Origin of the sequence: Pseudohalioglobus lutimaris (genome assembly GCF_002866825.1) — a bacterium.
Lineage (GTDB): Bacteria > Pseudomonadota > Gammaproteobacteria > Pseudomonadales > Halieaceae > Halioglobus > Halioglobus lutimaris.
The window spans coordinates 186468-210327 of record NZ_PKUS01000008.1; the positions used below are offsets into that span (position 1 = coordinate 186468).

Below are 23860 nucleotides of genomic sequence, written 5' to 3' on the forward strand. Positions count from 1 at the left end.
TGCGGCCGCCGGCGACCCCGCGAATCCGGATATGGTTTCTTTCCTGGGTTGGGAGTGGAGTCAGGTCAATACTGACCCCCGAAAACACTACGGCCACAAGAATGTCATTTTCCTGGATACGCAGGAGGGCAGGGTACCAACGCGGGCCATTGCCGCGCCTCGCGAACGTCTGGCGCAGGCCCCTATGGGACGCGTGACCCAGGTGATGATGTCGCTGATGGATTTTGAAAACCGCGATTTCTACCTTGGGATTCAGCAGTATTACGACGAGATCGGCGAGACGCCGATATGTGATCCGGAAACAGATTCGAGAGCACTACCCGCGGACTGCCTTGAAGTCGCGGCGGAGCCGCGACAGCTTTTTGCCAAGCTGGATCAGTGGGGTTTTGACAGTATTGTTATTCCCCATGGTAATTCCTGGGGTATGAACACGCCAGCTTCTACCCGTTTTGACAAGCAGCTGAACTCGCAGCAGCATGACCCGCAGCGTCAGATATTGTTCGAAATCTACTCCGGCCATGGTAATGCCGAGGAATACCGCAAATGGCGGGCTGCGGTAAAAGGCGCAGACGGCGGCCTGGTCTGTCCCGCCCCCTTTGATGACTACATGCCCTGTTGCCACCGCGCGGGGCAGATTATTCGCCAGCGCTGTGAAGCTGCAGGTGAGAGCAAAGCAGAGTGCCAGCGGCGCGAATTTGAGGCGCGACAGAACTTTGTCGATGCAGGCAATTCGGGGCACTTGACCGTGCCGGGCCAGCAGGTCGTCGACTGGCTTAACTGTGGTACCTGCCCCGACTGTTTCAACGAGCCAATGGATCACCGTCCTGCGGCCACCGCGCAGTATGCACTGGCGATTACCGGTTTTGAATCCGGTCAGGGCCCTCTCAATTTTCGCTTCGGCTTTATTGGTTCCAGTGACAACCATCGCAGCCAGCCTGGAACCGGCTACAAAGAAGAGAAACGCAAATTCATGACCGAGTCCTTCGGCGCAGACAATCCACGTCTCGCCAGACGTATCGGTGACCAGCGTGATGCACAACCATTCTCCCTGCCGCTGGATACGGCCAAAAACGTCGGTTTGCAGAATGCCCGTAACATGGGGCGCCAGAACTCGTTCTGGCTGACCGGAGGCCTGGTCGCCACCCATAGCAGCGGCAGGGACCGGCACGCCATCTGGGACAGCTTAAAGCGACGAGAGGTCTACGCGACCTCCGGCGACCGTATCCTGTTGTGGTTTGACCTGCTGCAAGAGGGGCAGCGCCACCCCATGGGCTCACAAGTAAGTGTCCACGCCACTCCGCGCTTCCGCGTCAGTGCCATGGGCGCGTTCAGGCAGCAGCCGGGTTGCCCTGACTATGCCCGCCGGGGCATGGGCGCGGAGCGTGTCGCTTCCCTGTGTGGCGGCGAATGCTATCACCCCGGCGACGAAAGGCTGCGCATGGACCGGATCGAGATAGTACGTATCCGTCCGCAGCAAGTCGCCGATGAGGCAGTTGATCAGCTGATAGAAGATCCCTGGAAGACCTTTCCCTGCGACCCGGACACGCTGGAGTGTGTTGTCGAATTCGATGACGAGGGCTTCCTGGAAGAGCAGCGCGAGGTGATCTACTACGCGCGTGCCGTTCAGGAAACAACAGAGATGATCAACGCCGACAACCTGCGCTGCGAGTACGATGCAGCCGGTGTTTGTATCGCGGTGAATCCCTGTTACGGAGACTTCCGTACCCCTGCTGACGATGACTGCCTGGCGCCTGCGCAGCAGCGCGCCTGGTCTTCCCCCATTTTTGTAGCACCTGTAGAGGGCGCACCATGATCAACACATTGCAAGGCCTTGCCCGTAATCGCGGTTGGGTAAAGTCACTGCTACTGGTCGTTCTCGCCGTGCTGGTTGCCGGTGGACTGTGGCTCTACGTTGATGAGGACGCGGCCAGGGATGTGAAGAAGAAGGCTGAGCTGGTCGCGCTGGAAGCGATCGGTGACGCCGCTACCCGTCGTATTGGCGGCGACAGCGACGGCGAGGCCTCGCACGGTAGTGCGGTGGAACTGATCAAGCGGCCGATCGAAGTTCAGCAGGTGGCAGAGAATGTTTACATGGCGACCGGTGTAGGCAATGTGATAATGGTCACCACCAGCGAAGGTAATGTGCTGTTTGATACCGGTCTTGTACTGCAGACACCCAGGCAACTGGCCGCGCTGCAGGCGGTGTCCGATGCGCCTATACACACCATTGTGTTGAGCCATTCACACGCGGATCATATTGGCGGAACGCGTTTTTTTGCCGGGCAAGACACCAGGATAATCGCCCACAAGCAGTTTAGCGAAGAACAGCGTTACCTGATGGAGCTGGAGCCCTACCAGTACCAGCGCAACCGCACACTTTTTCCGTGGATGCCTGCCTGGGACGAGCGTCCTGATATTGCCATGATGCGCTACGGTGGAATCGAACCTGATCTCACCGTGGATGATTGGGAGCGCTACAGCTTCACCCTGGGTGGCGTGGAGTTCGTGGTGTTGGGTACACCTGGTGCGGAGGGCGCGGATAACGTGGTGATGTGGTTACCGCAGCAGAAAATACTCTTCAGCGGAGACTTCTTCGGCCCCCAGTTTCCCCAGTTCCCCAACGTTTTCACCATGCGCGGAGAGAAAGTGCGCAAGCCGATGGAATACGTAAAATCCCTGGATTTCCTGATGCCACTGGGTGCGGAAATTGTCGTTCCCAGCCACCTTGACCCGACTTACGGTCAGGCACAAATAGGCGCCGATATGCAGCGCATTCGCGATGCCGTACAGTACGTTCACGACCAGACGGTGGCGGGGATGAACTCAGGCAGAACGGTTTACCAGTTGATGCAGGAGATCAAGTTACCCGCGGAGCTGGACCTGGTGCAAAACCACGGCAAGGTGGACTGGGCGGTGCGCAGTATCTGGGACTACTATATGACCTGGTTCCACTTTGAGAGCACCACGGAGCTTTACCCCGTACCGGCCCGCGAGGTGTACGCAGATCTCGCCGCCGTAGCCGGCAGCGAAGGCCTGGTCAGCCTGGCGCGGAACTATTTGCTGCAAGGTGCAGCGGTGAAAACACTTCACGTTGTAGAAGTGGTACTGGCGGCTGAGCCTGCCAACAGCCAGGCACTGGCGCTGCGGCAGCAAGCTTTGTCAGTCCTGCTCAATGCTGCGGAAAATGGCCTGCAGAACGATTACGAAATCTACTGGCTACAGTCGCGCCTGAGTGACACCGCGGCGCGGCTGGACAGTATCTCTTCCCGGCCCTGACTACTCCCCCTCGCCGGTGCGATAGGGCGTTATGCCGGCTCGTTGCCTGGCTTCAGCATGGCGGCTCTGCTGCTCCAGAGTGAAACGATAAGCGATGTAATATTTGTAGATGTTGGCGACGTACTGCACCGTTTCCCTGCCTATTTCCTTTGCCGCGACCAACTCAACGTTATCGAACCAGACATTGGGGTCGTAGCCCATACTCCTTGCCTTGTTGCGCATGTTGATCATGCGGGTCGGGCCTGCGTTATAGGCGGCCAGGGCGAGAAAGATCTGGTTGCGCTCATCAATCTCCGGATCGTTAAAGTAGCGATTGCGCAGGAAGTTGAGGTACTTGATGCCCGCCTCGATATTGGCTTCAGCCTTTTCGATATTGGGTATGCCCACATTTTTGTCGCTCGCCGTGCTGGGCAGCAACTGCATCACGCCGATTGCGCCGGCGTGGCTGCGGGCGCTCTGGTCCAGACGTGATTCCTGGTAGCCCTGGGCAGCGGCCACCAGATAATCGACTTCATACTTTTCCCCGTATTTCTGAAAAAGGTGTTCAAACTCGAGGAAGCGCTGGTAATCCGAATCGTTCAGTGCGTTGGCCGCCCAGTCAAAATCGCGAATGTAGCGGTTCTTCAGCACATTGCCGATCAAGGTGCCTTCCCGGTTCTTTTTCAGGAAACTGTTGACGGCCTCGGCCAGCAGCGGGCTGTTTTCGCGAAATACCCAGGCGGTGCGGCCCCCTTCGCGAAACACAATGTCATCGCGCACCACGGTGTTGGTGAAAACGTCCTTCCACAGCAGGGGCTTGTAGTCATCGACGATAGCCCAGGGCAGCAGGCCCTTGTCCACCATTTCGATCAGGTCGTCATCCTCCAGAAACTCGGAAACCAACTCGATATCAACCGGTGCCTTACCTGCCTCGGCCAGGCGGCGGTTGAGAATCTCCACGCTCTCCCGGTAACTGCTGGAGTGGCGCAGGTGTATTGTTTCCCCGGAGAGGTCGTCGATGGATGCCAGCGGGCCCGCGCTGGGTCCGGTAATCAGTATTTCTGACAGTGGTTTGCTGAAGGGGATACTGAAATCGACGATCTCGTCCCGCTCTGGCGTGATCGACAGACCGGCGATAATGATATCCCCGCGGCCCGCGAGTAGTGCCGGTATGAGCTGGTTGCGTGCCACTGGTAAAATAGCCACGTGCACCTTCACTGTTTTCCGCTGCAGTCGCTGGTTGATAGCGTTTTCGAAGCGGGTGACAATCTCCTTGACCAGACCCTTCTCCTCTCCGCTGTCCTCCAGGTAATAGCGGCCCGGGCTGTACACTGTGAGAACCCGGATGACCCTGCGTTCCTCCATCACATCAAGGTCGCCGGTCCAGGCCTGGAGGGTGCGAGCTGCCGGCAGTTCGTCCTCCCCCGGTTCAGGGGCGAGGGTAGGCGAGTCTTGCGGGTCGGAGGCGTCTGCTGCTGGCGAATCTGCTGAGCCCGCCGTTTCTGTTGGCGTCGCGGCAGGCGCGCCTTGAGGTGCATCGCCACAGGCTGCAAGGCTTAAAAAGCATAACAGTAGAACGAGGGGGTTCAGTTTCTTCATATGGCTTCTCTGTCTACAGTGCTGGGGTGGTGCCGCAGGCGTTCTCATGCGACGGTCATCATCTCCACGACGGTGTTTTCTGGCAACATCTTTTGCGCCGTTCAGCCTGCGGTCTGGGCCCCATCGATGGGCAGCGCTATACCATTGATGAACCGGGCTTCGGCAGAGGCAAGATAGGCCACGGCCGCCGCGATTTCCTCCGGCTGGGCACCATCGGTCAACGGCATGAGCCTGCCCAACAAGTCCATGTCTGCGTTTTCAGGCGTATTGAAGGCCTCGGTGAGCGGGGTCTTGACGAAGCCCGGGCACACCGCGTTGACTCGAACACCCTGCTTGCCATATTCCATCGCCAGGGATTTGGAAAACATCAGTACAGCCGCTTTGGTGGCGCAATACGCAGAGTTGTAGGCCTGGCCTACAAGCCCGGCGGTGGAGGACATGTTGATGATATTGCCCTGGCTCTGCAACAGGTGGGGTATGGCGGCACGGCACATGAAGAATACGCCGTTCATGTTGATGCTGACCGCGCGATGCCACTGCTCATCGGTAATGTCGGCCATGTGTTCGCACAGGGCGATGCCGGCGATGTTACACAGTACGTCCAGCTTGCTAAAGCTGGCAACGCAGGCTTCCACGGCGGCATTGCAGGCTGCGGAGTCGGTAACATTGAGCCGGTGGGTTTCGCTGCGACTGCCGGCTGGCAGGGCGCTGACAGTTTCCACCAGGCCATCGCTATCAATATCGGCGAGGAATACCGCAGCTCCCTCGGTGGCCATGCGAATGGCGGTGGCCCGGCCAATGCCAGAGGCCGCGCCGGTGATCAATGCGACCTGATTTTGCAAGCTATCCATAGTGAGTGATTTCCTGGGTGCGGAGAATGATTTTGCCCATGTGGGCGCCACTTTGCATGTAATCGTGTGCCTGTGCCACATCGGCCAGTTCAAATACGCGGTCGACCACGGGCTTGACGCTGCCGTTTTCCAGGTGCGGGTAGATATGCTCCCGAATCTCCCGGGTCATGACGGTCTTTTGCGCAAAACTCTGGGCTCGCAGTGTTGAGCCGCTGAGGGTGATGCGTTTAATCAGTAGGGGTGCGAAATTGACCTCGGCCTGAAAGCCGCGAATAAAGGCGATATTCACGATGCGGCCTTCTGCGGCGGCAAGGTTGATATTTTTCTGGATAAACTCACCGCCCACCATGTCCAGGATTACGTTAATCCGCTCCTTGAGCCCGGCGTCAGTCAGTGCCTGCTCGAAGTCCTCATCCTTATAGTTGATGGCCCGCACCGCGCCCAGAGCCTCCAGTGCGCTGCATTTTTCAGCGGTACCGGCCGTGGTGTAGACCTCTCCGCCCATGGCATGGACCATCTGTATCCCGAGTGTGCCGATGCCACTGGCACCGCCATGAATGAGCACCTTTTCTCCCCGGCGCATCGCCGCGCGTTGGAAGATATTATGCCAGATCGTGAGCAGGGCCTCGGGCAGGGCCGCAGCCTCCTCCATGCCCAGGTTCGCCGGAATAGGCAGGCACTGGCCTGCCGGGGCAATCGCGTAGTCGGCGTACCCGCCGCCGTGGGTCAATGAGCAAACCGGATCGCCGACTTTCCAGTCCTCTACACCCGCACCCACAGCGCACACCTTGCCGGCAACTTCCAGCCCCATAACAGGCGAGGCATCAGCAGGCGGCGGGTACAGTCCCATGCGTTGCAGCAGGTCGGCGCGATTGAGTCCGGCAGCGGCCACTGCGATCAGCACTTCACCGTCACCCGGGGACGGTGCCGCATCCTGTTCTATGCTGAGACTCTGGTTATCGGGGTCGATGGCCACGTAGCGCCGCCATAGTGTGGGCATTTCAGCTCTCCAGGGTGACCCGCCATCCGTGCGGGTCTTCGGAGGCGCCGCTCTGGATGGCGCACAGTTGCTCGCGTAGTTGCGCCGACCATGGACCCATCTGGCCATCACCGACGCGGATGGTTTCGCCCTCGTAAACCAGTTCGCCCACCGGTGTCAGCACGGCGGCGGTGCCGGTCAGGGCGGCCTCGGCGCCAGGGGCACGCTGGAGTAGCTCTGCCACGGTAAAATCCGTTTCGCGGACGGTGAGCCCGGCATCGGCGGCCAGGGCGAGAATGCTGTCCCGGGTGACGCCCGGCAGGATGGAGCCGTCCAGTGGCTTGGTCAGCAGCTCCTTATCGTCGATGAGGATGAAGTTGGCGGCGCCGGTTTCCTGGATCACGCCACCCGGCGCGAACAGCACCTGGTCGGTACCCAACTCCTGCTTCGCCTGCACAATCTGGCGCATGGCAGCTGCATAGTTACCCCCTGTCTTGACGGCACCGAAGCTGGGTGTGCAACGCTGTGCCTTGTCGTCCACTTTTACGCGCAGGGGCTGTAGGCCGCCGCTGAAGTAATCGCCAACGGGTGAGGTCAGCACGTAGAACAGCGCTTTCTGGGTGGGGCGTGCCGCCGCGCCTATGTCCTCTTCGGTGCCCAGCAGCGTGGGTCGCAGGTAGAGGGCGCCCGGGTAGGCGGGAATCTCCTCGGCAACGGCGGCGACTGCCATGTGCAGGGCGCGGGTAAGTGCGGCCCGGTCAGGCACAGGCAGTAGTAACTGACTTGCGCTGTTGAGCATGCGCTCAACGTGGCGGTCCGGGCGAAACAGGTGAATGTCCCCGGATTCGGTGCGGTAGGCCTTCAGTCCCTCGAAGCACTCACTGGCGTAGTGCAGAACGTGGGTGGCCGGGTGCATGGAGAAAGGTTCTACGGGCACGACCTCAAGGTCGGACCACTGCCCGTCCCTGAATCGACTGGTGACCATTTTCGCCGTGAACTGTGTGCCGAACGCCGCCATGGAATTGCTTCTCGAATGTGTCAGTGAACGCGTAATCATACATTGACTCGTCGCTTTGGGGGTGACCTTGCGCGCACAAAATCTGGAAATTTGTCACAGCGGGTGGCAGCGGTTTATCTGCTCACGCTCGCTCACCTGCGGGGCGCTCCCGGGCCGGCGATTTCTATGATGGTGAAGCCTGTGAGTGATCCCGTGGGTCGAACGCCTGATTGGCGAGGCAGCGAGTGGGCTTCTGGCCTGCAGGGAGGCCATGATGTGGGGGGGTTATGCGCCGTCTTTGCAGATCAAATTGTCGAACAGGCGACGTGCTTCCTCGAGCTTGGCGAAAACAGGGTAGTTTTCATCCATGCACCAGCTGATGGTGATCATGTTGAGTGTGCCGACCACCGTGGTGGCGAGCATATCAGCGGAGAAGTGGTCATTCACATCGCCCAGCTCAACGCCAGATCGAATGAGCTCAGTGAAGCTGGCCATGGCCGAGTTGCCTATCTCCCGCTGTCGCTCCTGGTCTTCTGCGAAGGCGGTGGGGCCCACCAGGACCAGCTGGCGGTCAATGTTGTTCATGCTGGCGAAGCTGGATTCAATATAATCGATCATCGCTTCCAGCCGCCCCCGCGTGGTGTGCTGGTTTGCCATTAATTCCCGCAACATGGTCTCGGAACGGCTGTAGAGCCGGTTGATGCCCAGGCCGCCGAGCAGGGCGTGCTTGTTGGGAAAGTGGCCGTAAAAGGTGCGCCGGGCCACGTCTGCTTCCTGGCAGATATGCTCGATGCTGGTTTCCTCTATACCGTGGCGCTGGAACAGGCGGTAGGCGGCGTCTTCTATGCGCGCGCGAATCTCCTGTTTACGCTTTTCCCGGCGGCCAACCTGCGTCTCAACGATGCCCATGAAAATACCGTAATGCGGTTGCATTCAAGCGGCCATTAAACTATTTTGTATACAAATGTGCAAGTTTGCGCATTTGTCACGTTTTGTGTATTTATCCAGTGGGTGAGAACAATAATGTCAGACAGGTTGCTGGTCGTTTCTACTGACTGCCATGCGGGGCTTCCGATTGCCGACTACAAGCCCTACGTCGAGAGCAAGTATCACGAAATGCTGGACATGGCGGTTCCGGTCACCGTGGATATGATGGACAAATCCGAGGCCATGTTTTTGATCAAGGAGATCAACGACGCCTGGCGGGCCCCGATCGAACAAGAGCTGACCGGCGCCTGGGACTATCAGCAGCGTGTGAAGATGCTGGCTGGTGACGGCATTGCGGCTGAGATTGTATTCCCGGACGGCATCACCGAAAAGAATACGCCCCCGTTCGGCGCTGGCCTCGGGCTGTCGCCCAAGGATATGGTGCCGGAACTGCAATGGGCGGGCGCCATGGCACACAACCGCTGGCTTGCGGAGCTTTGTGCCAATGACCCCGCGCGCCATATTGGCGTGGCTTCCATTCCGCTGCTATGGGATGTGGGCCAGGCGGTGGAAGCCGTGCGTTGGTGCGTGGACAACGGCCTGCGCTCGGTCATGATCCCCACCATGTGGTACACCAACGACGCCTATCACCATGTGAAGTACGAGCCGTTCTGGGAGGTTTGCCAGGACCTGGGCGTGATCATTCATTTTCACTCCGGCCCGGCTCCGCATGCAGAGTATTTCGGCGCCGGCTTCCCGGTAGAGGATGCGCGCGAGCAAATGCCCGGCGCCATGGGCATTTATGTCTCGGAGGTCATGTGGTGGATGTATCGGCCGCTCACCTTCATGATCTGGGGCGGTGTCTTCGAGCGTTTCCCGCGGCTGAAGGCGATGATCGTCGAGGGTGGCACCATGTTCATGCTCCCGCCCTGGCTGAAGCTGATGGACTTCCAGTACAACGAAGGTGATATCTCCGCCAAACTCGGCGACTTCAAGAGTCACCTTTCCATGGCGCCCAGCGAATACTTCGCGCGCAATATCGGCATAGGAGCGTCCTGCGTGAAGCGACCTGATATCGATATGCGCGATGAAATAGGTCTGGAAAAAATCATGTGGGGCAGCGATTTCCCCCATCCGGAGGGCACCTGGCCCCACACCCGGGATTATTACAATGAGACTTTCAGCGGTCTGCCTGAGGCTGACGGCCGTAAAATACTGGGTGAGAACGCCGTGGCATTTTACGGGCTTGACCGTGCAAGACTGCAACAGGTGGCCGACGAGATCGGCCCTGACGTATCCATATTCAACTGAACCCGAGCGAGCGGAGACTGACCATGACCATCGTGGAAGCCTGTGAATCCAAAACCAACACTACCCCTGATTTCCCCATGGGTTGGTATTCTGTAGAACGTTCTCACCAACTGGCCATCGGCGAGGTGAAAGCGATCAAGGTGTTTGACCGGGAGATGGTGCTATACCGCACGCGCTCCGGTAAGGCTGCTGCGCAGGATGCGTTCTGCCCTCACCTGGGCGCGCACCTGGGACATGAAGGACGGGTGGTTGGCGAATCCATTCGCTGTCCCTTTCATGGCTGGCAGTTCAACGCAGACGACGGCAAGTGCTCCCACATTCCCTACTGCGATGAAATTCCCGAGCGCGCCCGCGTGCGTACCTGGCATGCGGAAGAGAAGAATGGTGAAGTTTACGTATGGTTCCATCCGGAAAATACGGGGCCACAGTGGGGGCTCCCCGACCTGCCTGAATTGGGCGACCCCGATTGGACGTCACCACGCTACACCGAGCACCTGGTGCCGGCGCACGTGCAGGACATCTGCGAGAATTCATGCGATCCGGTGCACTTCCAATACGTTCACGGCCAGATGTCGGTGCCTGAGTCTGAGGTTACCATCGACCCGGACGGGCGCACCATGCACCTGCATTCACACATGAAAGATGCGGATCATCCTGGCCACCTGCACGCGACCACGTACAGCCCCGGTTTCGCCATGGTGCGCAACACCTATGGGCCGGGCGCAGAAATGATCATGTACAACAGCGCACAGCCGATTGATGACGGGCAGACGCTGATGCGCTGGACCCTGATCGTGCGTAAGGAGATTGAGGATTTCGCCGGTGACGATGTTATGAAAGGCATTATCGACGGCCTGAGCGACGACTACCCGATCTGGGCGAACAAGGTGCACCGGCGCCGGCCGGTCTTCTGCAAGGGTGATCAAACCCTGGTCATGTTTCGCAAATGGGTGCGCCAGTTCTACGTTACCTCGCAGGACCAGCAGGAGATCGCGTGAAGGACTTCAACGGTAAGGTCGCGGTCATCACCGGCGGCGCCAGCGGTGTCGGCCGTTCGCTGGCTTTCGCGTTGGGGCGGCGTGGTGCGAAAGTCGCGGTAGGGGATGTCGATGCCGACGCCATGCAGCAGATCGCCGTTGACCTGGAAGCGGAGAATATCGAGGCAATTGTGGTGCACTGTGATGTGACATCGCTGGAAAGCCTGAATGCGCTGGCAGATGCGGCCACGGACAAACTCGGCGGTCTGGACCTGGTGTTTGCCAACGCCGGTATTGGTGCCGGCGAGACGGGGGCCATGTGGGACTATTCAGAGAAGGATTGGCAGTGGTGCCTGAATGTCAACGTGTGGGGCGTGATCAACAGTATCCGCGCCTTCATGCCGCGGCTGGTGGCGACCGGAAAGGAAGCGCACTTTGTGGTGACTGGCTCGGGCAACGGCGCCTACCTGATTCTTCCTGATGCGCCGATTTATACGGCCAGCAAGGCCACCGTGCATGCGATTACGGAAAACCTTCACTACCAGTGCCAGGCCGGACAGCTGCCGGTGAAAGTGAGTGCGCTGTTCCCTGGGCCGCATGTGGTGGACACTGGTTTGTTCAATTCCGGCAGGGTGCGCCCCGAGGCCCTGCAAAAGGATACTCAGGGCAATGAGTCTGGCATCAACTCCGTCGATGATATGAAAGAGATGGCCGCGCAATACGGTATCGAGCTGCAGACCACGCACCCTGATGAAGTGGCGGAGATGGCAGTGAAGGGGCTGGAGCAGGACGCGTTCTGGCTGCTGGAGACTACCGAGGACACGGATGCCAAGATTCGCGCTCGCGCTGAGATGATACTGAATCGGACCACGCCGGTGCCGGCCATGCTGGGATAGTCAGTGACAATCGGTATTGGTCCCGCGAGGCGGGGTAATCAGTTATGAACTGTCATTCCTGCGCAGGCGGGAATCCAGCCAGGGGTTAGTAGAGCCTGGCAACTGGATCTCGCAACGGCGGGACACCGCTTACGTGCAGATGACGAAAAGAAAAAAGTCCCCTCCTGTGAGGGTTAGCTATACACAAGGAATAAGAAATTATGACCAATCAATCAGGTGCACCTCAGGGCAATCCCGGCGATATCTTCAACTGGCCCATGCTCAAGATTGTTTATCGCACGGATCCGGAGGCGATTGCCAGGCTATTGCCGCCGGGTATTGATCCTGGCGCCAACCCGAACGTCAATCTGACAATTTATAACTTTCCGGTACCGGACGAGCCCGAGTACGGCATCGTTACAACAGTCGATGCGGACTACAACGGTACTCCCGGCGAGTATACCTTGGGGTATGGTATTGACCAGGAGTCCGCGATTTTTATCAGCCAGGAGACCAACGGCCAGCCCAAGTATCCTTGCACTACAGAATACTACCGTCTGGGGCCCCAGGTAAGCGCGCGCTGCATACACCATGGTTATACCTTCGTTGAATTCAAGGGCGTATCAACTGGCCCTGTAGATTTCGAGGAAGAATGGGTGCAAAACGAATGGTGGTTAAAGTACTCCCGCGCGGTGAGTGTCGGGGGCCCGGCCACCGGTTTTGATTTTCCGCCTCACGTTGTGCATGTGATGAGCAAGTACGGAACCGCGTGGAAAGAAGAAGTGCAGGGTGAACTGGTGCTGCGCGACAGCCCCTGGGATCCCATCGCGAGTTTGCTGCCCCTGCGTGAACAGCTCTCTGCGCACTTGTGGTGGCCTGTTTTTCTCGACCGACAGATTACCCTGGCCGGCGAACTGGATGCAGAGGCGTTCCTGCCGTTCGCGGATACCATCTCCGGCTCGCGTTGGCCAGGAGAGAACGGCGGACCGAAGCGCAGCTAAGACTTCCGGCGGTTTTTCGTGAGCCGCCGCCAGGCCGCCGCGACAACCCTGCGGTTCTGGCTGCCGGCCATGGCAGGTATGACCTGCCTTGGCCTTAGTATTGGCCTGGTGTCCATGTTCGGGTTCTTTGTGCCGCACCTCTCCCGGGAGTTTGGTGTGGGGGTGGCGGCGATCAATATGGCGCCGGTTGTCTTTCTGCTGGCCCCGGGACTGCTGTCTCCCTTTGTTGGCAAGCTGGTTGACCACAGGTCGATACGCGGACTGATGCTGTTGGGCAGCACGGTCTCCATGTTGTCCCTGTTCGTGCTCAGCCAGGCCACGTCGCTGCTGGTGGTCTGTAGTGCTTTCCTGTTGTTTGCCGTGGGCCTGGTGTTCTACGGGCCGCTAGCGGTTAATTCCCTGATGATAAAACTCTACCCCGCACGCGAAGCCCGCGCCCTGGCCGTTGCCTCTCTGGGCATCAGCGTGTCATCTATCACCCTGCCGGTGGCAGCAGGGGCGGTGTTGCAGGTGCTGGACTGGCGCAGCAGCCTTGCGCTGTTGTCGCTGGCAATGCTCGGGGTGCTTTGGCTATGGGTCCTGGCGGTGCTGCCCGCGGGTGTCGTTGCCCAGGCGACAGAACCGCGTGAGAGTGTTGGCAGAGAGATTACCGGACGCGCCGAATTCTGGCTGGTAGGTGCCCTTGTCGCCATGGCCCTGGGGGTGACGCTTGTGCTGGCAATCTGCTATCCGCCGCTGTTGGTCAACCGCGGTTTTTCGCCAGTGCAGGCGGGTTTGTTCCTCTCCGTCGGGGGCGCTGCCGGATTTGGCGGCAAGTTGCTGATAGCGGCCTTTGCCGATACGGCGCGCCACCGCACACGCTGGATCGTGGTCGCCCTGCTGGTGATCATGCTGTCGGGCCTGCTGATGCTGGCGACGGCAGTGAGTACGGCCGTGCTGATCGCCTCCGTTGCGCTGCTTGGCTTTAGTGGTGGTTCCTTTCTGCCTCTGCACCCCTACCTCAACAGCCGCTACTTCAGCCCGGATATCATCGGCAGGGTGAATGGCGCCCAATCACCGTTTTTTCTACCGCTGGGTCTGACCGCGCCACCGCTCGCTGGCTATGTGTTTGACCAGACCGGCAGCTACGAGCTGGTTATCCAGTGCCTGGCGCTACTACCGTTGGTCAGCCTGGGTTTGCTGTTCGCCCTGCCACGCCCAGCGCGCTGATAGACTAATCCGCGGGCAGCTCGGGGTGGGTCAGCGTGAGCATATACTCTGCAGCCGCGCCGACATCGTAGTCCGTCGTATAGTCCGCGTTACCGTGGGCGGGCATCTTCAAATAACCATTCTGGGCATGCTCTACCAGTACCGCATCCCACAGGCTGGAACGCTGGTCCCAGTCGTCTGCCTTGCCAACTACCGGTGCGCCTTCCACTCCCGTTTGGTGACATCCGGCGCAGATCTTCTCATAGGTGCGTTTGCCGTCCTCGAGGCGCTCAGAGGCAGAGGCCATCGGGGCAAAAGCAAACAGTGCGGACCAGACGGCGGCTTGGTAAAGGGAACCTGTCATCGCGCTCTTCCTCGGGGTTATTATGCTAATTGTAGCAGAGCCGGTGATTCACTTCTGTCGTTTGCATGGTAGTAGAATAGGCTGGTTGGGGCTGTGACGGCAGGCATCGTTAATCACTGCGAACCCGGATGGACCGATTGAGAACCATGATGTTGGGAAGCTGAACGTGGATGTGAGGATAGGCATGGACCTGCGCCTCTGGGCGCATGCACCGGGCGTGGAGCAACTGCCGCTGCTGGAGATGCTGGTTGCCCAGGGTTATGAGGGTGTGGAGCTGCCCCTTGCCGGGCAGAGTGCATCCACGCTGAAAGTGCTCGCTATTGCCCTGCGCGACCTTGGCCTTGCCGTAACTGCCAGTACTCGCCTCCCGGCGGGAGCCAATCCGGTATCGCCCGATGCCAGGGAGCGGCAGGCAGCGACTGACTATCTGCATCAACGTGTGGATGAGTGCGCGCTGCTGGGCAGTCGACTGCTTTGTGGTGGTTTCTACCAGGCCCATGGTGTTTTCAGCGGCGAGCCCCCTTCAGATCGCGAGTGGGAGTGGAGCCGTCGTTGCCTGCGCGAAGCGGGAGAGTATGCGGGAAAGCTGGGCATCACGCTCGCCATCGAATTCCAGAGTCGATTTGATGTCCACCTGATTAACACGGCCGCTGCGGCTGCGCGTATGTGTCGCGATGTGGGCCTTGACAACATTGGTGTGGCCTACAATACGTATCATGCCCATCTGGAGGAGACCAACCCGGCCAGGGCGCTGCCGGCAGCCGGGGACCGTTTGCTGCACGTGCGTCTCGCCGAGAGCCAGCGCGGTGCGCTTGGGCGTGGCCAGGTCCAGTTTTCAGAGACGTTCGCGACGCTGGATTTTCTCGATTACGCTGGTTGGCTGGTGGTCGAGGCCCTTGCCCCTGGTGTGGCGCCGGCGCACCCTGAAAATGTCTGGCGCAGCAGTTTTGACAGCCCCCTGCAGCTGAGCGCCGACGCGATACGGCTGGTAAAACAGGTCTTGCGTGCCCAGCGACAGTAAACGTCACTTTTTGCGCCATAGTGCTTGCCGGTTAATGCCGGGTTTGCACTACAATTGTTGGACTGGACAAGTGAACGCTTGCCAGGGGAAGTTTCGCCCCGGTAGAGAAACTCTACGGGGAAACAAGCGCTAAAGAGGGGGTATTATGTTTCTAGCCCGATGTTTCTTGCTTGCCTGCCTCTCACTGGCCCTGACCGCCTGTGGCGGGGGCAGCAGTGGAAGCGGTGGGTCAGCGCGACCCGAGCCAGGCCCCGACCCGGTTCCAGCCCCGGTTCCCGACCCGGACCCGCCACCCTCCACACCCGTACTTTCGGGTATTGAAGCCGCTTCCCGCCTTGCATCCAGAGCCACGTTCGGCATGAGTTATGCTGGTATTGAGGCCATGCACGCGCTGGGGGAGGAGGCCTGGATTGAGCGCCAGTTTCAGCAGCCCATCAGCTATCACGACCCGGTAGTCAGTGAACTGGAACGGCGCCAGGATGCGGGTGACCTGGCAGCCCTGGAAGCGGAGATTAACCAGCCGGAGTTGTTCTTCCGTCGATTGGCCTGGTGGCATCAGACGGTTACAGCAGAGGACCAGCTGCGCCAGCGGGTGGCCTACGCACTAAGCCAGATCATGGTGGTCTCCGACAACCTCGACGACCTGGTGCTGTACCCGCATACCCTGAGTGACTACTACGACACGCTGTTGCAGCACAGTTTTGGCAACTATCGCGATCTGTTGCGGGCCGTAACCCTGCATCCCGCCATGGGGGTTTACCTCAGTCATCTTGGTAATGCCCTGGCGGATCCGGACGCCAATCGCTTTCCCGACGAGAACTATGCGCGCGAAGTGATGCAGCTGCTGACGATTGGCTTGTATGAGCTCAACGTGGATGGCACCGAGAAGCGCGATGCTCAGGGCCAGCTGATTGCGACCTACGACAACGATGATATTCGTGAGTTCGCGCGCGTGTTTACCGGGCTTAACTTCGGTCAAAGCACGGGACCGTGGCAGCGCCGTCAGCCCAATTTTACGGCGCCCATGGAAATGTTCGAGGCCTTTCACGACCCGGGTGAGAAGCGCCTCTTACGGGGCCAGATAGTGCCAGCCGGGCAGCCCGGGATGGAGGACATCGAAGCAGCGCTGGACAATCTTTTCCAGCACCCAAACGTGGGGCCCTTTATCGGCCGCCAGCTTATCCAGCGGTTGGTGATGTCTAACCCCAGCGCGGACTATGTGCAGCGTGTGGCGGAGGCATTCAATGGCGGCAGTGCCGGTGAGCGCGGTGATATGCGCGCGGTTATCCGCGCGGTTCTACTCGACCCCGAGGCCAGGGCCTTACCTGACGTCAATGCTACTGGTGGTAAATTGCGGGAGCCACTGCTGCGGGCTATAGCCCCTATACGCCAGCTCAATGTGACCAGCCCCGACGGCTTCTATGCCAACAGTGGTTTCGCGGTGCAACAAACTATCGGTCAACACCCGCTGTCTGCCCCCAGCGTGTTTAATTTCTATCTGCCTGGCCATAGCCCATTGGGTGATATTGCCGCGCAGGATCTGGTTGCGCCGGAGTTCCAAATCACCAACAGCACCACTGTGGTATCAATTTCCAACCTGCTGGATGCGGCCGTGCTGGCGGGTCAATGGAATGACCTGGCCATTCCCCCGTTTCAGCCCGCGCGAGCTGATCTCGGCGAGTACCTGGCGGTGGCTGATGATCCCCGCGCGTTGCTCGATCGCATTGACCTGGTTATGGCCTACGGCACACTGTCGGAGTCCACCCGGGAGAGCATTCTTGCCTCGATCGAGTTGATTGAGGACCTCGAAATCAGAGTCAGGGCGGCGATTTACCTGGTGTTGGTTTCGCCCGACCAGGCCGTGGAATTATGAGGAGTCTACGATGATGAAGCGCCGGACATTTCTAGCTCATGGCTGTGGTCTGGCCACCGTCACTGCAGCCTCTTCCCTGCTGCAACTGGGCCTCGCACGCAGCGTGGCCGCCCAGGGAGCGCAGGACTACCGTGCCCTGGTCTGCATTCTGCTGGCGGGCGGTAACGACTCGTTCAACATGCTGGTGCCTACAGATAACGACCAGTATGGCGAATACCGCTCTATTCGTTCCGATCTGGCGCTGCCTCGGGACACGCTTTTGCCATTGCCCGGCGCGTCGGCGAATGGACGCAGCTACGGTCTGCATCCGGGCATGGAAGGTTTGCAGCAATTGTTTGCCGAGGGCGACGCCGGGCTGATCTGTAATGTCGGCACCTTGCTGGAGCCGTTTGATGCCGAGGCGATTTCCTCGGGCGCTGCGCGCGCGCCGCTGGGATTGTTCTCCCACTCCGACCAGATACAGCAGTGGCAGACCGCTATCTCTGATCAGCGCAGTGCTCAGGGTTGGGGCGGTCGAATCGCCGACTTGATGCAAGGCCCGAATCCCGCTAACGGTATCTCCATGAACATATCGCTATCGGGCAACAACGTTTTCCAGAGTGGTGCCTCTGTTGCTGAATACAGCGTGGAGGCTCAGGGGAATGGTGCCATCGGCCTCAACGGATACAATGATGGCTCGGAGGTGGGTGAATTGCGTCGGCAGTTTATCGACGGTCTATTGGCTGCCCGGCCGGATCATATTCTGCGTCGCGAGTATCGCAATCGACTGGCGGGCAGTATCGACGCGCAGCAATTTTTTGTAGCGGCAATGGAGGGCGCGCCGCTGCTCAGTACCCCTTTTACCGGTGACCCTTTATCCGCCGCCCTGCGCCAGATAGCGAGAGTCATTTCCATCCGCGAGCAGATCGGTGCGCCGCGGCAGGTGTTTTTCGTTACTGCTGGCGGTTGGGACCATCACGACGACCTGCTCGGTAACCAGGCCCTCATGCTGCCCACGGTGAGCCGGGCGCTGTTATCGTTCCGGGATGCCTTGCAGGAGCTAAACGTCGCGGATCAGGTTACCACGTTCACCACGTCAGACTTCGGCCGCACACTTACCTCCAACGGTAAAGGATCTGACCATGGCTGGGGCGGACACCATATCGTCATGGGAGGTGCCGTTAACGGCGGGACTTTTTATGGTGAGTACCCCGAGATCTACCCTGGCAATGGTCTCGATGTGGGACGCGGCATCTACGCGCCGACTACAGCGGTCGAGGAATACTTCGCAGAACTGGCACTGTGGTTTGGCGTTACACCCGGCGAACTCGACATTGTCCTGCCCAATGTCCGCCGTTTTTACAGCCCTGAATCACTTAAGAGTCCGCTGGGCATTCTCAGTTGAACTAGCGGGGTTTCTCAGCGGGCATGGCCCGAGAACCCAAGCTCGGCGCCGTTTTTTCCTGTTACTATTACGCCCGACTTTGGGAAACTACAAGGATTCAGTCATGTCGTTGTCTATTCGCTCGATTCGACACCGCGCCTTCCTTGCGATGCTGCGTGTGTTGACCCCGTTCATGGGTGATGCCCGCAATATTGCTTTTGCTGGGCCAGGCTGCAGTCGTCAGCTCTGCCAGCATATCGCCAGCCTGGGTGCTACCAGGCTGTTGGTCGTTACCGATAAACCGCTGCGCGATCTGGGCATTGCTGACCAGGCAACCTCAGCCCTGGCTGACGCCGGGCTGCCGGTGGCCTGGTTTGACGGCGTACTTCCCGACCCCACCTATGAGCAGGTGGAGGCGGGACTTGCTGTGCTCCGGGCGGAACAGTGCGATGTGGTACTGGCGATCGGCGGCGGATCTGCGATAGATACCGCCAAGATGATTGCCGCCTGTGCGACGTCCAGTGAAGATCCCCGAAAGTGGAAGGGGCTGGGCAAGGTCAAGCACGAGGCCCTGCCTATCTATGCGATCCCCACCACTGCTGGCACGGGCTCCGAGGTCACCTCCGGTGCGGTGGTCAAGGATGCCGCGACACAATCCAAGAGCATCATCTCCGGCCCTTCAATGCTGCCCAAGGCGACCGCGCTGGATGCGCAGTTGATGTTGGGCCTGCCGCCGCACATCACTGCTGCCACGGGGATGGATGCGCTGACGCATGCCATCGAGGCCTATATTGGGGTCTGGGAACGGGGATCGCGCCTTGAGGACGGGCGCATCGCGGTCAAGCTTATTTTCGAGCACCTGGTGAATGCCTACCAGCAAGGTGATGACCTGGCTGCCCGCGAGGGCATGGCACTGGCTGCCTATTATGCCGGGATGGCGATCAATCTGGTGTCCGTGGGCAGTGTACATGCCATCGCTCACCAGCTTGGTGGCAAGTATGGTATTCCCCACGGGTTGGCCAACGCGCTGGTCCTGCCACATGTGCTGGAATACTGCCGGGAAGAGGCAGAATCGCGCCTTGCAGAGTTGGCTGTGGTTATCGGGGTGGGCAAGCAGGGTGAGCCCGCGTCACAGCTGGCGCACAAGTTTATTGCGGAAGTGCGTGAACTGCGCACCCAGGTGGGTATTCCGGATCGCTCTGACCTGATCCAGCGTGGGGACCATGGTGAACTGGCCGCCGCCGCTGCCGCTGAGTGTATGGATTACCCAGTGCCCCGGCTGCTGGACGAAGCGGGTGCACTGCGCATACTTGACCAGATAACCGCCTAAAAGACGCTGGCGCCCGACTCAGCGTCGCTGACGGCGCGGCGCATAAAACCAAACAGCTCGCGGCCGGTACCCTGTTCTGCATCCTCGGTGCAGCGGGTGGCGGGGGTGCGCTGCGCCCACTCCGCATCCGGCACCAGGCAGCGCAACTCCCCTGTCTCGGCATCGAGTCGCAGCATGTCGCCATCACGAACCAGGGCAATTGCACCTCCGGCCAGTGCTTCAGGGGTAAGGTGAATCGCCGCAGGTACTTTGCCGGATGCGCCGGACATGCGCCCATCGGTTACCAGGGCAACGCGAAAGCCCCGGTCCTGAAGTACGCCAAGGTAAGGCGTGAGCTTATGCAATTCAGGCATGCCATTGGCGGCAGGCCCCTGAAAGCGCACCACGGTAATCACGTCGCAGTCCAGTTCGCCGGCCTCGAAGGCCTGTTTCAACGCTACCTGGCTGTCGAATACGCGGGCCGGTGCTTCAACGATTCGATGCTCGGTGGCCACCGCGGACACTTTGATGACGCTGCGTCCCAGGTTGCCTTGCAGTAGGCGCAGGCCACCCTCGACGGAAAAGGGCTGGCTGGCCGGACGCAGGACTTCGGTGTCGGCACTGTGCGTGGCGCCGTCGATGTAGTGCAGTCTGCCCTCTTCGAGTTGCGGTTCCCGTGTGTAGTGCCCCAGGCCATGTCCCCAGTTGGTGGTGACGTCCTCATGCAACAGGCCGTTCTCAAGTAATGTGCGAATAACAAAACCGGCGCCGCCGGCGGCATGGAAGTGATTTACATCGGCACTGCCATTGGGGTACACCCGCGCGACCAGCGGAATGATTGCGGACAGCTCACTGAAGTCCTGCCAGTCGATGAGCACGCCCGCGGCCCGGGCGATAGCGACCCAATGGATGCTGTGGTTGGTCGAGCCACCGGTGGCCAGCAGGGCGACTATCGCGTTGATGATACTCCTTTCATTCACCACCTCTGCCAACGGGGTGTATTCATTGCCCAGTGTAGTTATACGGCACAGACGTTCGGCGGCGCCACGGGTCAATGCATCGCGCAGGGGCGTACCCGGAGGTTCAAAGGCCGCTCCGGGAATATGAATGCCCATGACTTCCATCAGCATCTGGTTACTGTTGGCGGTGCCATAGAACGTACAGGTGCCTTCGCTGTGATAGGCGGCGGACTCCGCTTCCAGCAGTTCGTCACGGCCAACTTTGCCCTCGGCAAATTTTTGCCGTACGGCCGATTTTTCCTTGTTGGAAAGGCCAGATGTCATCGGCCCCGCCGGCGCGAAAATGACTGGCAAGTGGCCAAAGGAGAGGGCGCCAATCAGTAACCCGGGCACGATTTTGTCGCAGACGCCCAGGCAAAGCGCGCCGTCGAACATGTTGTGGGACAGCGCAATTGCGGTAGCGCCGGCGATCATGTCGCGGCTGAACAGGCTCAGTTCCATTCCCGCCGTGCCCTGGGTCACGCCGTCGCACATGGCCGGCACTCCTCCTGCTACCTGGGCGGTGCAGCCCAGCGAGTGTGCCGCCTCTTTGATCAGGCGGGGATAGGTTTCCAGTGGTTGGTGTGCCGACAGCATGTCGTTGTACGCGTTGACGATGCCGATGTTGGCGGCTTCGATCAGCTTCAGGGTCTGTTTGTCGCCAGCATTGCAAGCGGCAAAGCCGTGGGCGAGGTTGGAGCAGGACAGGGTCCCGCGCCGCGGCCCCTGTGCCCGCTGGTCATCCATCCGCGCCAGGTACGCTGCGCGGGTACTGCGGCTGCGCTCAACAATGCGTTGTGTGATTGCGTTCAATCGGGGATCGGTCATCAGGGCGCCCACCAGATAGTTGCTTCGTTGTCGTACTGCCCGGTCACTGCGGCAACCGGGTAGTGCTTCTCTGCGGCTTGTTCGAGTACCGCACGTTTTTCATCACCGGTGATATGCAGGATGATGTCGGTGGCGCTCAGCACCGCCGCCAGGGTCAGTGTCATGCGCTGGTGTGGCGCCGTGACTGGATTGCAAGTTCCCACCAGGAGATCGCTTTCAGGGTCCAGCAAGTGCTGCAGGTTGGCTGCGCGGGGAAACCATGAGGCGGTATGCCCATCGTTGCCCATGCCCAGCACCACACAGGTAAAGGGGAGCGGCATGCGTTCCAGTTTTGCGTTCATTTCCCCCAGTGCATGGTCGGCATCATCGTGCCCGGACTTCATGCCGGTAAAGTGCGCTGAAGCGGCGGGACCGCGCATTAACGTTTCACGCACCAGCCGCTCATTGGAATCCGGGCTGCTCGCATCCACCCAGCGTTCATCGACCAGCGTGATGTGTACGCGATCCCATGGAATCACCTGACTCGCGAGACAGGTAAACATGCCACGGGGGGTACTGCCGCCGGACACCGCCAGGCTGGCCGCGCCACGCTGCGCGATGTCTTCTTGCAGCTGCCTGGCAATGTGTTCAGCAAGGCTCCGGTCCAGGGCCGCCCGATCCTCAAACAGCCGCTGCTCACTCATGCCAGCTGCGCCCATCGACCGCCACCAACGCCGTTGCCGCATTGGGTCCCATGGTGCCCGCGTTGTAAGGCTTCACCGGTGTGCCGTTCTCATCCCAGGCCTCGATGATGGAGTCGATCCAGCGCCAGGCGGTTTCCACTTCATCGCGGCGCATGAACAGCGTCTGGTCGCCGTGCAGGGCGTCCAGCAACAGCCGCTCATAAGCGTCGTAACTGCTGTGCTTTTCCTGGGAATCATCCGTCAGGTGCAATTCCACTGGCTTCAGCCGCAGCCTGCTGGTCAGTCCGGGCTTTTTGTTTACCGTGTGCAGGCTGATGCTTTCCTCAGGTTGTAGATGAACCACGAGCTTGTTGGTGAGTTCCTGGGGATCATTGGCGAACAGTGAAAAGGGCTGACGGCGATACTCGATCACGATCTCCGAATAGCTGCGGGCCAGTCGCTTGCCGGTTCGCAGATAAAAGGGGACGCCAGCCCAGCGCCAGTTATTGATGCTCGCCTTGAGGGCAACAAAGGTTTCGGTATTGTCCGCATCATGGAATGCATCCTCTTCCAGAAACCCTTTGACTGCTGTGCCGCTCACCGCGCCGGCACTGTAGCGTCCGCGTACCGTGCGCTCCTTTGCATTGGCCGTGGTGATGGGCTCCAGACAGCGCAACACTTTCATCTTCTCATCGCGAATATCGGTCGCCTTCAAGCTGGCGGGGGGCTCCATGGCTACCAGCGAAAGCACCTGCAGCAGGTGGTTCTGCACCATGTCGCGCAAGGCGCCGGTGTCGGCGTAGTAGCTGCCGCGGCCCGCGACACCGATGTCCTCAGCCACAGTGATCTGCACGTTGCTGATAAACGTATTGTTCCACATGGGGTGGAACAGCGGATTGCCAAAGCGCAGTGCCAGCAGGTTCTGCACCGTTTCCTTTCCCAGGTAGTGGTCTATGCGAAAGATTGCCTCTTCATCGAATACGGCGGAGACCTCTTCGTTGATTTGCCGGCAGGACGCTAGATCATGGCCAAGGGGCTTTTCCAGTACCACGCGACTGGCCGCATTGACTGAACCGGCGGACTGCAATTGTTGGCAGATCGCGCCATACAGTGAAGGCAGTGTCGCCAGGTAAAAGAGCCGGCCGGGGGCGCCCCCCTGGTCGAGGACGGCGGCTAACCGCTGGTAGTCGTCGCTTTGGCTTGCTTCAATTCTGGCGTATACCAGGCGCTCGCTAAAGCTTGCCCATACGGACTCGTCCCAGTCTCCCTCGGGAAGAAAACGCACCAGGTTTGCCTCAGCATCGGCGCAAAATGTTGCGCTGTCCATGTCACTGCGACCGGTGGCGATGATTCGCCGCAGGCGGCCCGCGAGTTTGTCTCGATGCAACTGGTAAAGTGCGGGCAGTAATTTGCGGGTGGAGAGATCTCCAGTGCCACCAAAAATTACCAAATCAACCATCTGACTCATACACGTCGTTCCTC

At 59.7% G+C, this 23860-nt stretch carries 20 protein-coding genes; 11 read left to right on the forward strand and 9 right to left on the reverse strand.

What is annotated here, in order from left to right; translation table 11 throughout:
• The first annotated feature begins 31 nt into the window (after nt 1-31).
• Nucleotides 32-1813: a DUF3604 domain-containing protein gene (locus C0039_RS09190; RefSeq protein WP_165787080.1), complete on the forward strand. Its 1782-nt coding sequence runs from the start codon at nt 32-34 to the stop codon at nt 1811-1813.
• Entirely contained in the window at nt 1810-3276 is a 1467-nt protein-coding gene (locus tag C0039_RS09195; protein WP_101517900.1) for an MBL fold metallo-hydrolase, read from the forward strand. Before C0039_RS09190 ends, C0039_RS09195 begins: the two co-directional genes overlap by 4 nt.
• Here the strand turns inward: C0039_RS09195 and C0039_RS09200 are convergent, their stop codons facing one another.
• The 5 genes from C0039_RS09200 to C0039_RS09220 all read right to left on the reverse strand — a co-directional run bounded on the left by C0039_RS09200 (nt 3277) and on the right by C0039_RS09220 (nt 8614).
• Nucleotides 3277-4854, reverse strand: coding sequence for an MltF family protein (locus tag C0039_RS09200; protein WP_101517901.1), 1578 nt, complete (start codon nt 4852-4854; stop codon nt 3277-3279).
• A gap of 101 nt (nt 4855-4955) precedes the next feature.
• The gene (locus C0039_RS09205; protein ID WP_101517902.1) at nt 4956-5705 is read right to left on the reverse strand and encodes an SDR family NAD(P)-dependent oxidoreductase; all 750 of its coding nucleotides are present in this window, start codon (nt 5703-5705) and stop codon (nt 4956-4958) included.
• Entirely contained in the window at nt 5698-6705 is a 1008-nt protein-coding gene (locus C0039_RS09210) for an NAD(P)H-quinone oxidoreductase (RefSeq protein WP_076000001.1), read from the reverse strand. The genes C0039_RS09205 and C0039_RS09210 overlap by 8 nt, the downstream gene beginning before the upstream one ends.
• A 1-nt stretch (nt 6706) precedes the next feature.
• Nucleotides 6707-7741, reverse strand: a complete 1035-nt coding sequence (locus C0039_RS09215; RefSeq protein ID WP_076000002.1) for a branched-chain amino acid aminotransferase — start codon at nt 7739-7741, stop codon at nt 6707-6709.
• Between the two features lie 225 nt (nt 7742-7966).
• Nucleotides 7967-8614, reverse strand: a complete 648-nt coding sequence (locus C0039_RS09220) for a TetR/AcrR family transcriptional regulator (RefSeq protein ID WP_076000003.1) — start codon at nt 8612-8614, stop codon at nt 7967-7969.
• 90 nt (nt 8615-8704) lie between these two features.
• On the opposite strand from C0039_RS09220, the gene C0039_RS09225 reads away from it, so the two are divergent.
• The 5 genes from C0039_RS09225 to C0039_RS09245 all read left to right on the forward strand — a co-directional run bounded on the left by C0039_RS09225 (nt 8705) and on the right by C0039_RS09245 (nt 13981).
• The gene (locus C0039_RS09225) at nt 8705-9919 is read left to right on the forward strand and encodes an amidohydrolase family protein (RefSeq protein WP_076000004.1); all 1215 of its coding nucleotides are present in this window, start codon (nt 8705-8707) and stop codon (nt 9917-9919) included.
• A 23-nt stretch (nt 9920-9942) separates the two neighbouring features.
• Nucleotides 9943-10917, forward strand: a complete 975-nt coding sequence (locus tag C0039_RS09230; protein ID WP_076000005.1) for a Rieske 2Fe-2S domain-containing protein — start codon at nt 9943-9945, stop codon at nt 10915-10917.
• The gene (locus C0039_RS09235; RefSeq protein WP_076000006.1) at nt 10914-11792 is read left to right on the forward strand and encodes an SDR family NAD(P)-dependent oxidoreductase; all 879 of its coding nucleotides are present in this window, start codon (nt 10914-10916) and stop codon (nt 11790-11792) included. The genes C0039_RS09230 and C0039_RS09235 overlap by 4 nt, the downstream gene beginning before the upstream one ends.
• 200 nt (nt 11793-11992) lie before the next feature.
• Entirely contained in the window at nt 11993-12772 is a 780-nt protein-coding gene (locus C0039_RS09240) for an acetoacetate decarboxylase family protein (protein WP_101517904.1), read from the forward strand.
• Between the two features lie 18 nt (nt 12773-12790).
• A complete protein-coding gene (locus tag C0039_RS09245) occupies nt 12791-13981 on the forward strand; it encodes an MFS transporter (protein WP_101517905.1) in 1191 nt (396 codons plus the stop codon).
• Nucleotides 13982-13985: 4 nt separating this feature from the next.
• Here the strand turns inward: C0039_RS09245 and C0039_RS09250 are convergent, their stop codons facing one another.
• On the reverse strand, nt 13986-14324 hold the full coding sequence (locus C0039_RS09250) for a c-type cytochrome (RefSeq protein WP_076000009.1): 339 nt from the start codon (nt 14322-14324) through the stop codon (nt 13986-13988).
• A 166-nt stretch (nt 14325-14490) separates the two neighbouring features.
• Here C0039_RS09250 and C0039_RS09255 point away from each other — a divergent pair, with 166 nt between their 5' ends.
• The 4 genes from C0039_RS09255 (at nt 14491) to C0039_RS09270 (ending at nt 19911) form a co-directional block, all read left to right on the forward strand.
• Nucleotides 14491-15345, forward strand: a complete 855-nt coding sequence (locus tag C0039_RS09255; protein WP_133125969.1) for a sugar phosphate isomerase/epimerase family protein — start codon at nt 14491-14493, stop codon at nt 15343-15345.
• A gap of 145 nt (nt 15346-15490) precedes the next feature.
• Nucleotides 15491-17218 carry a DUF1800 domain-containing protein gene (locus C0039_RS09260; protein ID WP_101517907.1) on the forward strand — a complete coding sequence of 576 codons (1728 nt, stop codon included), beginning with the start codon at nt 15491-15493 and terminating at the stop codon, nt 17216-17218.
• Between the two features lie 10 nt (nt 17219-17228).
• Entirely contained in the window at nt 17229-18602 is a 1374-nt protein-coding gene (locus tag C0039_RS09265) for a DUF1501 domain-containing protein (protein WP_101517908.1), read from the forward strand.
• 103 nt (nt 18603-18705) lie between these two features.
• The gene (locus tag C0039_RS09270) at nt 18706-19911 is read left to right on the forward strand and encodes an iron-containing alcohol dehydrogenase (RefSeq protein WP_101517909.1); all 1206 of its coding nucleotides are present in this window, start codon (nt 18706-18708) and stop codon (nt 19909-19911) included.
• Here the strand turns inward: C0039_RS09270 and edd are convergent.
• Genes edd through zwf form a run of 3 tightly spaced genes read right to left on the reverse strand, consistent with a single transcriptional unit; the run spans nt 19908 to nt 23846 of the window.
• Nucleotides 19908-21716 (reverse strand): phosphogluconate dehydratase, encoded by a 1809-nt coding sequence (edd, locus tag C0039_RS09275; RefSeq protein WP_076002228.1) that lies wholly within the window; start codon nt 21714-21716, stop codon nt 19908-19910. The genes C0039_RS09270 and edd overlap by 4 nt on opposite strands.
• On the reverse strand, nt 21716-22399 hold the full coding sequence (gene pgl, locus C0039_RS09280) for a 6-phosphogluconolactonase (protein WP_165787081.1): 684 nt from the start codon (nt 22397-22399) through the stop codon (nt 21716-21718). Before pgl ends, edd begins: the two co-directional genes overlap by 1 nt.
• On the reverse strand, nt 22392-23846 hold the full coding sequence (gene zwf / locus C0039_RS09285) for a glucose-6-phosphate dehydrogenase (RefSeq protein WP_101517911.1): 1455 nt from the start codon (nt 23844-23846) through the stop codon (nt 22392-22394). Before zwf ends, pgl begins: the two co-directional genes overlap by 8 nt.
• Nucleotides 23847-23860: the final 14 nt, after the last annotated feature.

What these genes read in the sequence shown, in the direction of transcription:
- C0039_RS09240 (WP_101517904.1), top strand. Translation starts at nt 11,993, where the DNA reads ATGACCAATCAATCAGGTGCACCTCAGGGCAATCCCGGCGATATCTTC.
- C0039_RS09225 (WP_076000004.1), top strand. Translation starts at nt 8,705, where the DNA reads ATGTCAGACAGGTTGCTGGTCGTTTCTACTGACTGCCATGCGGGGCTT.
- C0039_RS09215 (WP_076000002.1), bottom strand. Translation starts at nt 7,741, where the DNA reads ATGATTACGCGTTCACTGACACATTCGAGAAGCAATTCCATGGCGGCG.
- C0039_RS09195 (WP_101517900.1), top strand. Translation starts at nt 1,810, where the DNA reads ATGATCAACACATTGCAAGGCCTTGCCCGTAATCGCGGTTGGGTAAAG.
- C0039_RS09210 (WP_076000001.1), bottom strand. Translation starts at nt 6,705, where the DNA reads ATGCCCACACTATGGCGGCGCTACGTGGCCATCGACCCCGATAACCAG.
- zwf (WP_101517911.1), bottom strand. Translation starts at nt 23,846, where the DNA reads ATGAGTCAGATGGTTGATTTGGTAATTTTTGGTGGCACTGGAGATCTC.
- C0039_RS09230 (WP_076000005.1), top strand. Translation starts at nt 9,943, where the DNA reads ATGACCATCGTGGAAGCCTGTGAATCCAAAACCAACACTACCCCTGAT.
- pgl (WP_165787081.1), bottom strand. Translation starts at nt 22,399, where the DNA reads ATGAGTGAGCAGCGGCTGTTTGAGGATCGGGCGGCCCTGGACCGGAGC.
- C0039_RS09260 (WP_101517907.1), top strand. Translation starts at nt 15,491, where the DNA reads ATGTTTCTAGCCCGATGTTTCTTGCTTGCCTGCCTCTCACTGGCCCTG.
- edd (WP_076002228.1), bottom strand. Translation starts at nt 21,716, where the DNA reads ATGACCGATCCCCGATTGAACGCAATCACACAACGCATTGTTGAGCGC.
- C0039_RS09200 (WP_101517901.1), bottom strand. Translation starts at nt 4,854, where the DNA reads ATGAAGAAACTGAACCCCCTCGTTCTACTGTTATGCTTTTTAAGCCTT.
- C0039_RS09220 (WP_076000003.1), bottom strand. Translation starts at nt 8,614, where the DNA reads ATGCAACCGCATTACGGTATTTTCATGGGCATCGTTGAGACGCAGGTT.
- C0039_RS09205 (WP_101517902.1), bottom strand. Translation starts at nt 5,705, where the DNA reads ATGGATAGCTTGCAAAATCAGGTCGCATTGATCACCGGCGCGGCCTCT.
- C0039_RS09270 (WP_101517909.1), top strand. Translation starts at nt 18,706, where the DNA reads ATGTCGTTGTCTATTCGCTCGATTCGACACCGCGCCTTCCTTGCGATG.
- C0039_RS09250 (WP_076000009.1), bottom strand. Translation starts at nt 14,324, where the DNA reads ATGACAGGTTCCCTTTACCAAGCCGCCGTCTGGTCCGCACTGTTTGCT.
- C0039_RS09265 (WP_101517908.1), top strand. Translation starts at nt 17,229, where the DNA reads ATGATGAAGCGCCGGACATTTCTAGCTCATGGCTGTGGTCTGGCCACC.
- C0039_RS09190 (WP_165787080.1), top strand. Translation starts at nt 32, where the DNA reads ATGGTTTCTTTCCTGGGTTGGGAGTGGAGTCAGGTCAATACTGACCCC.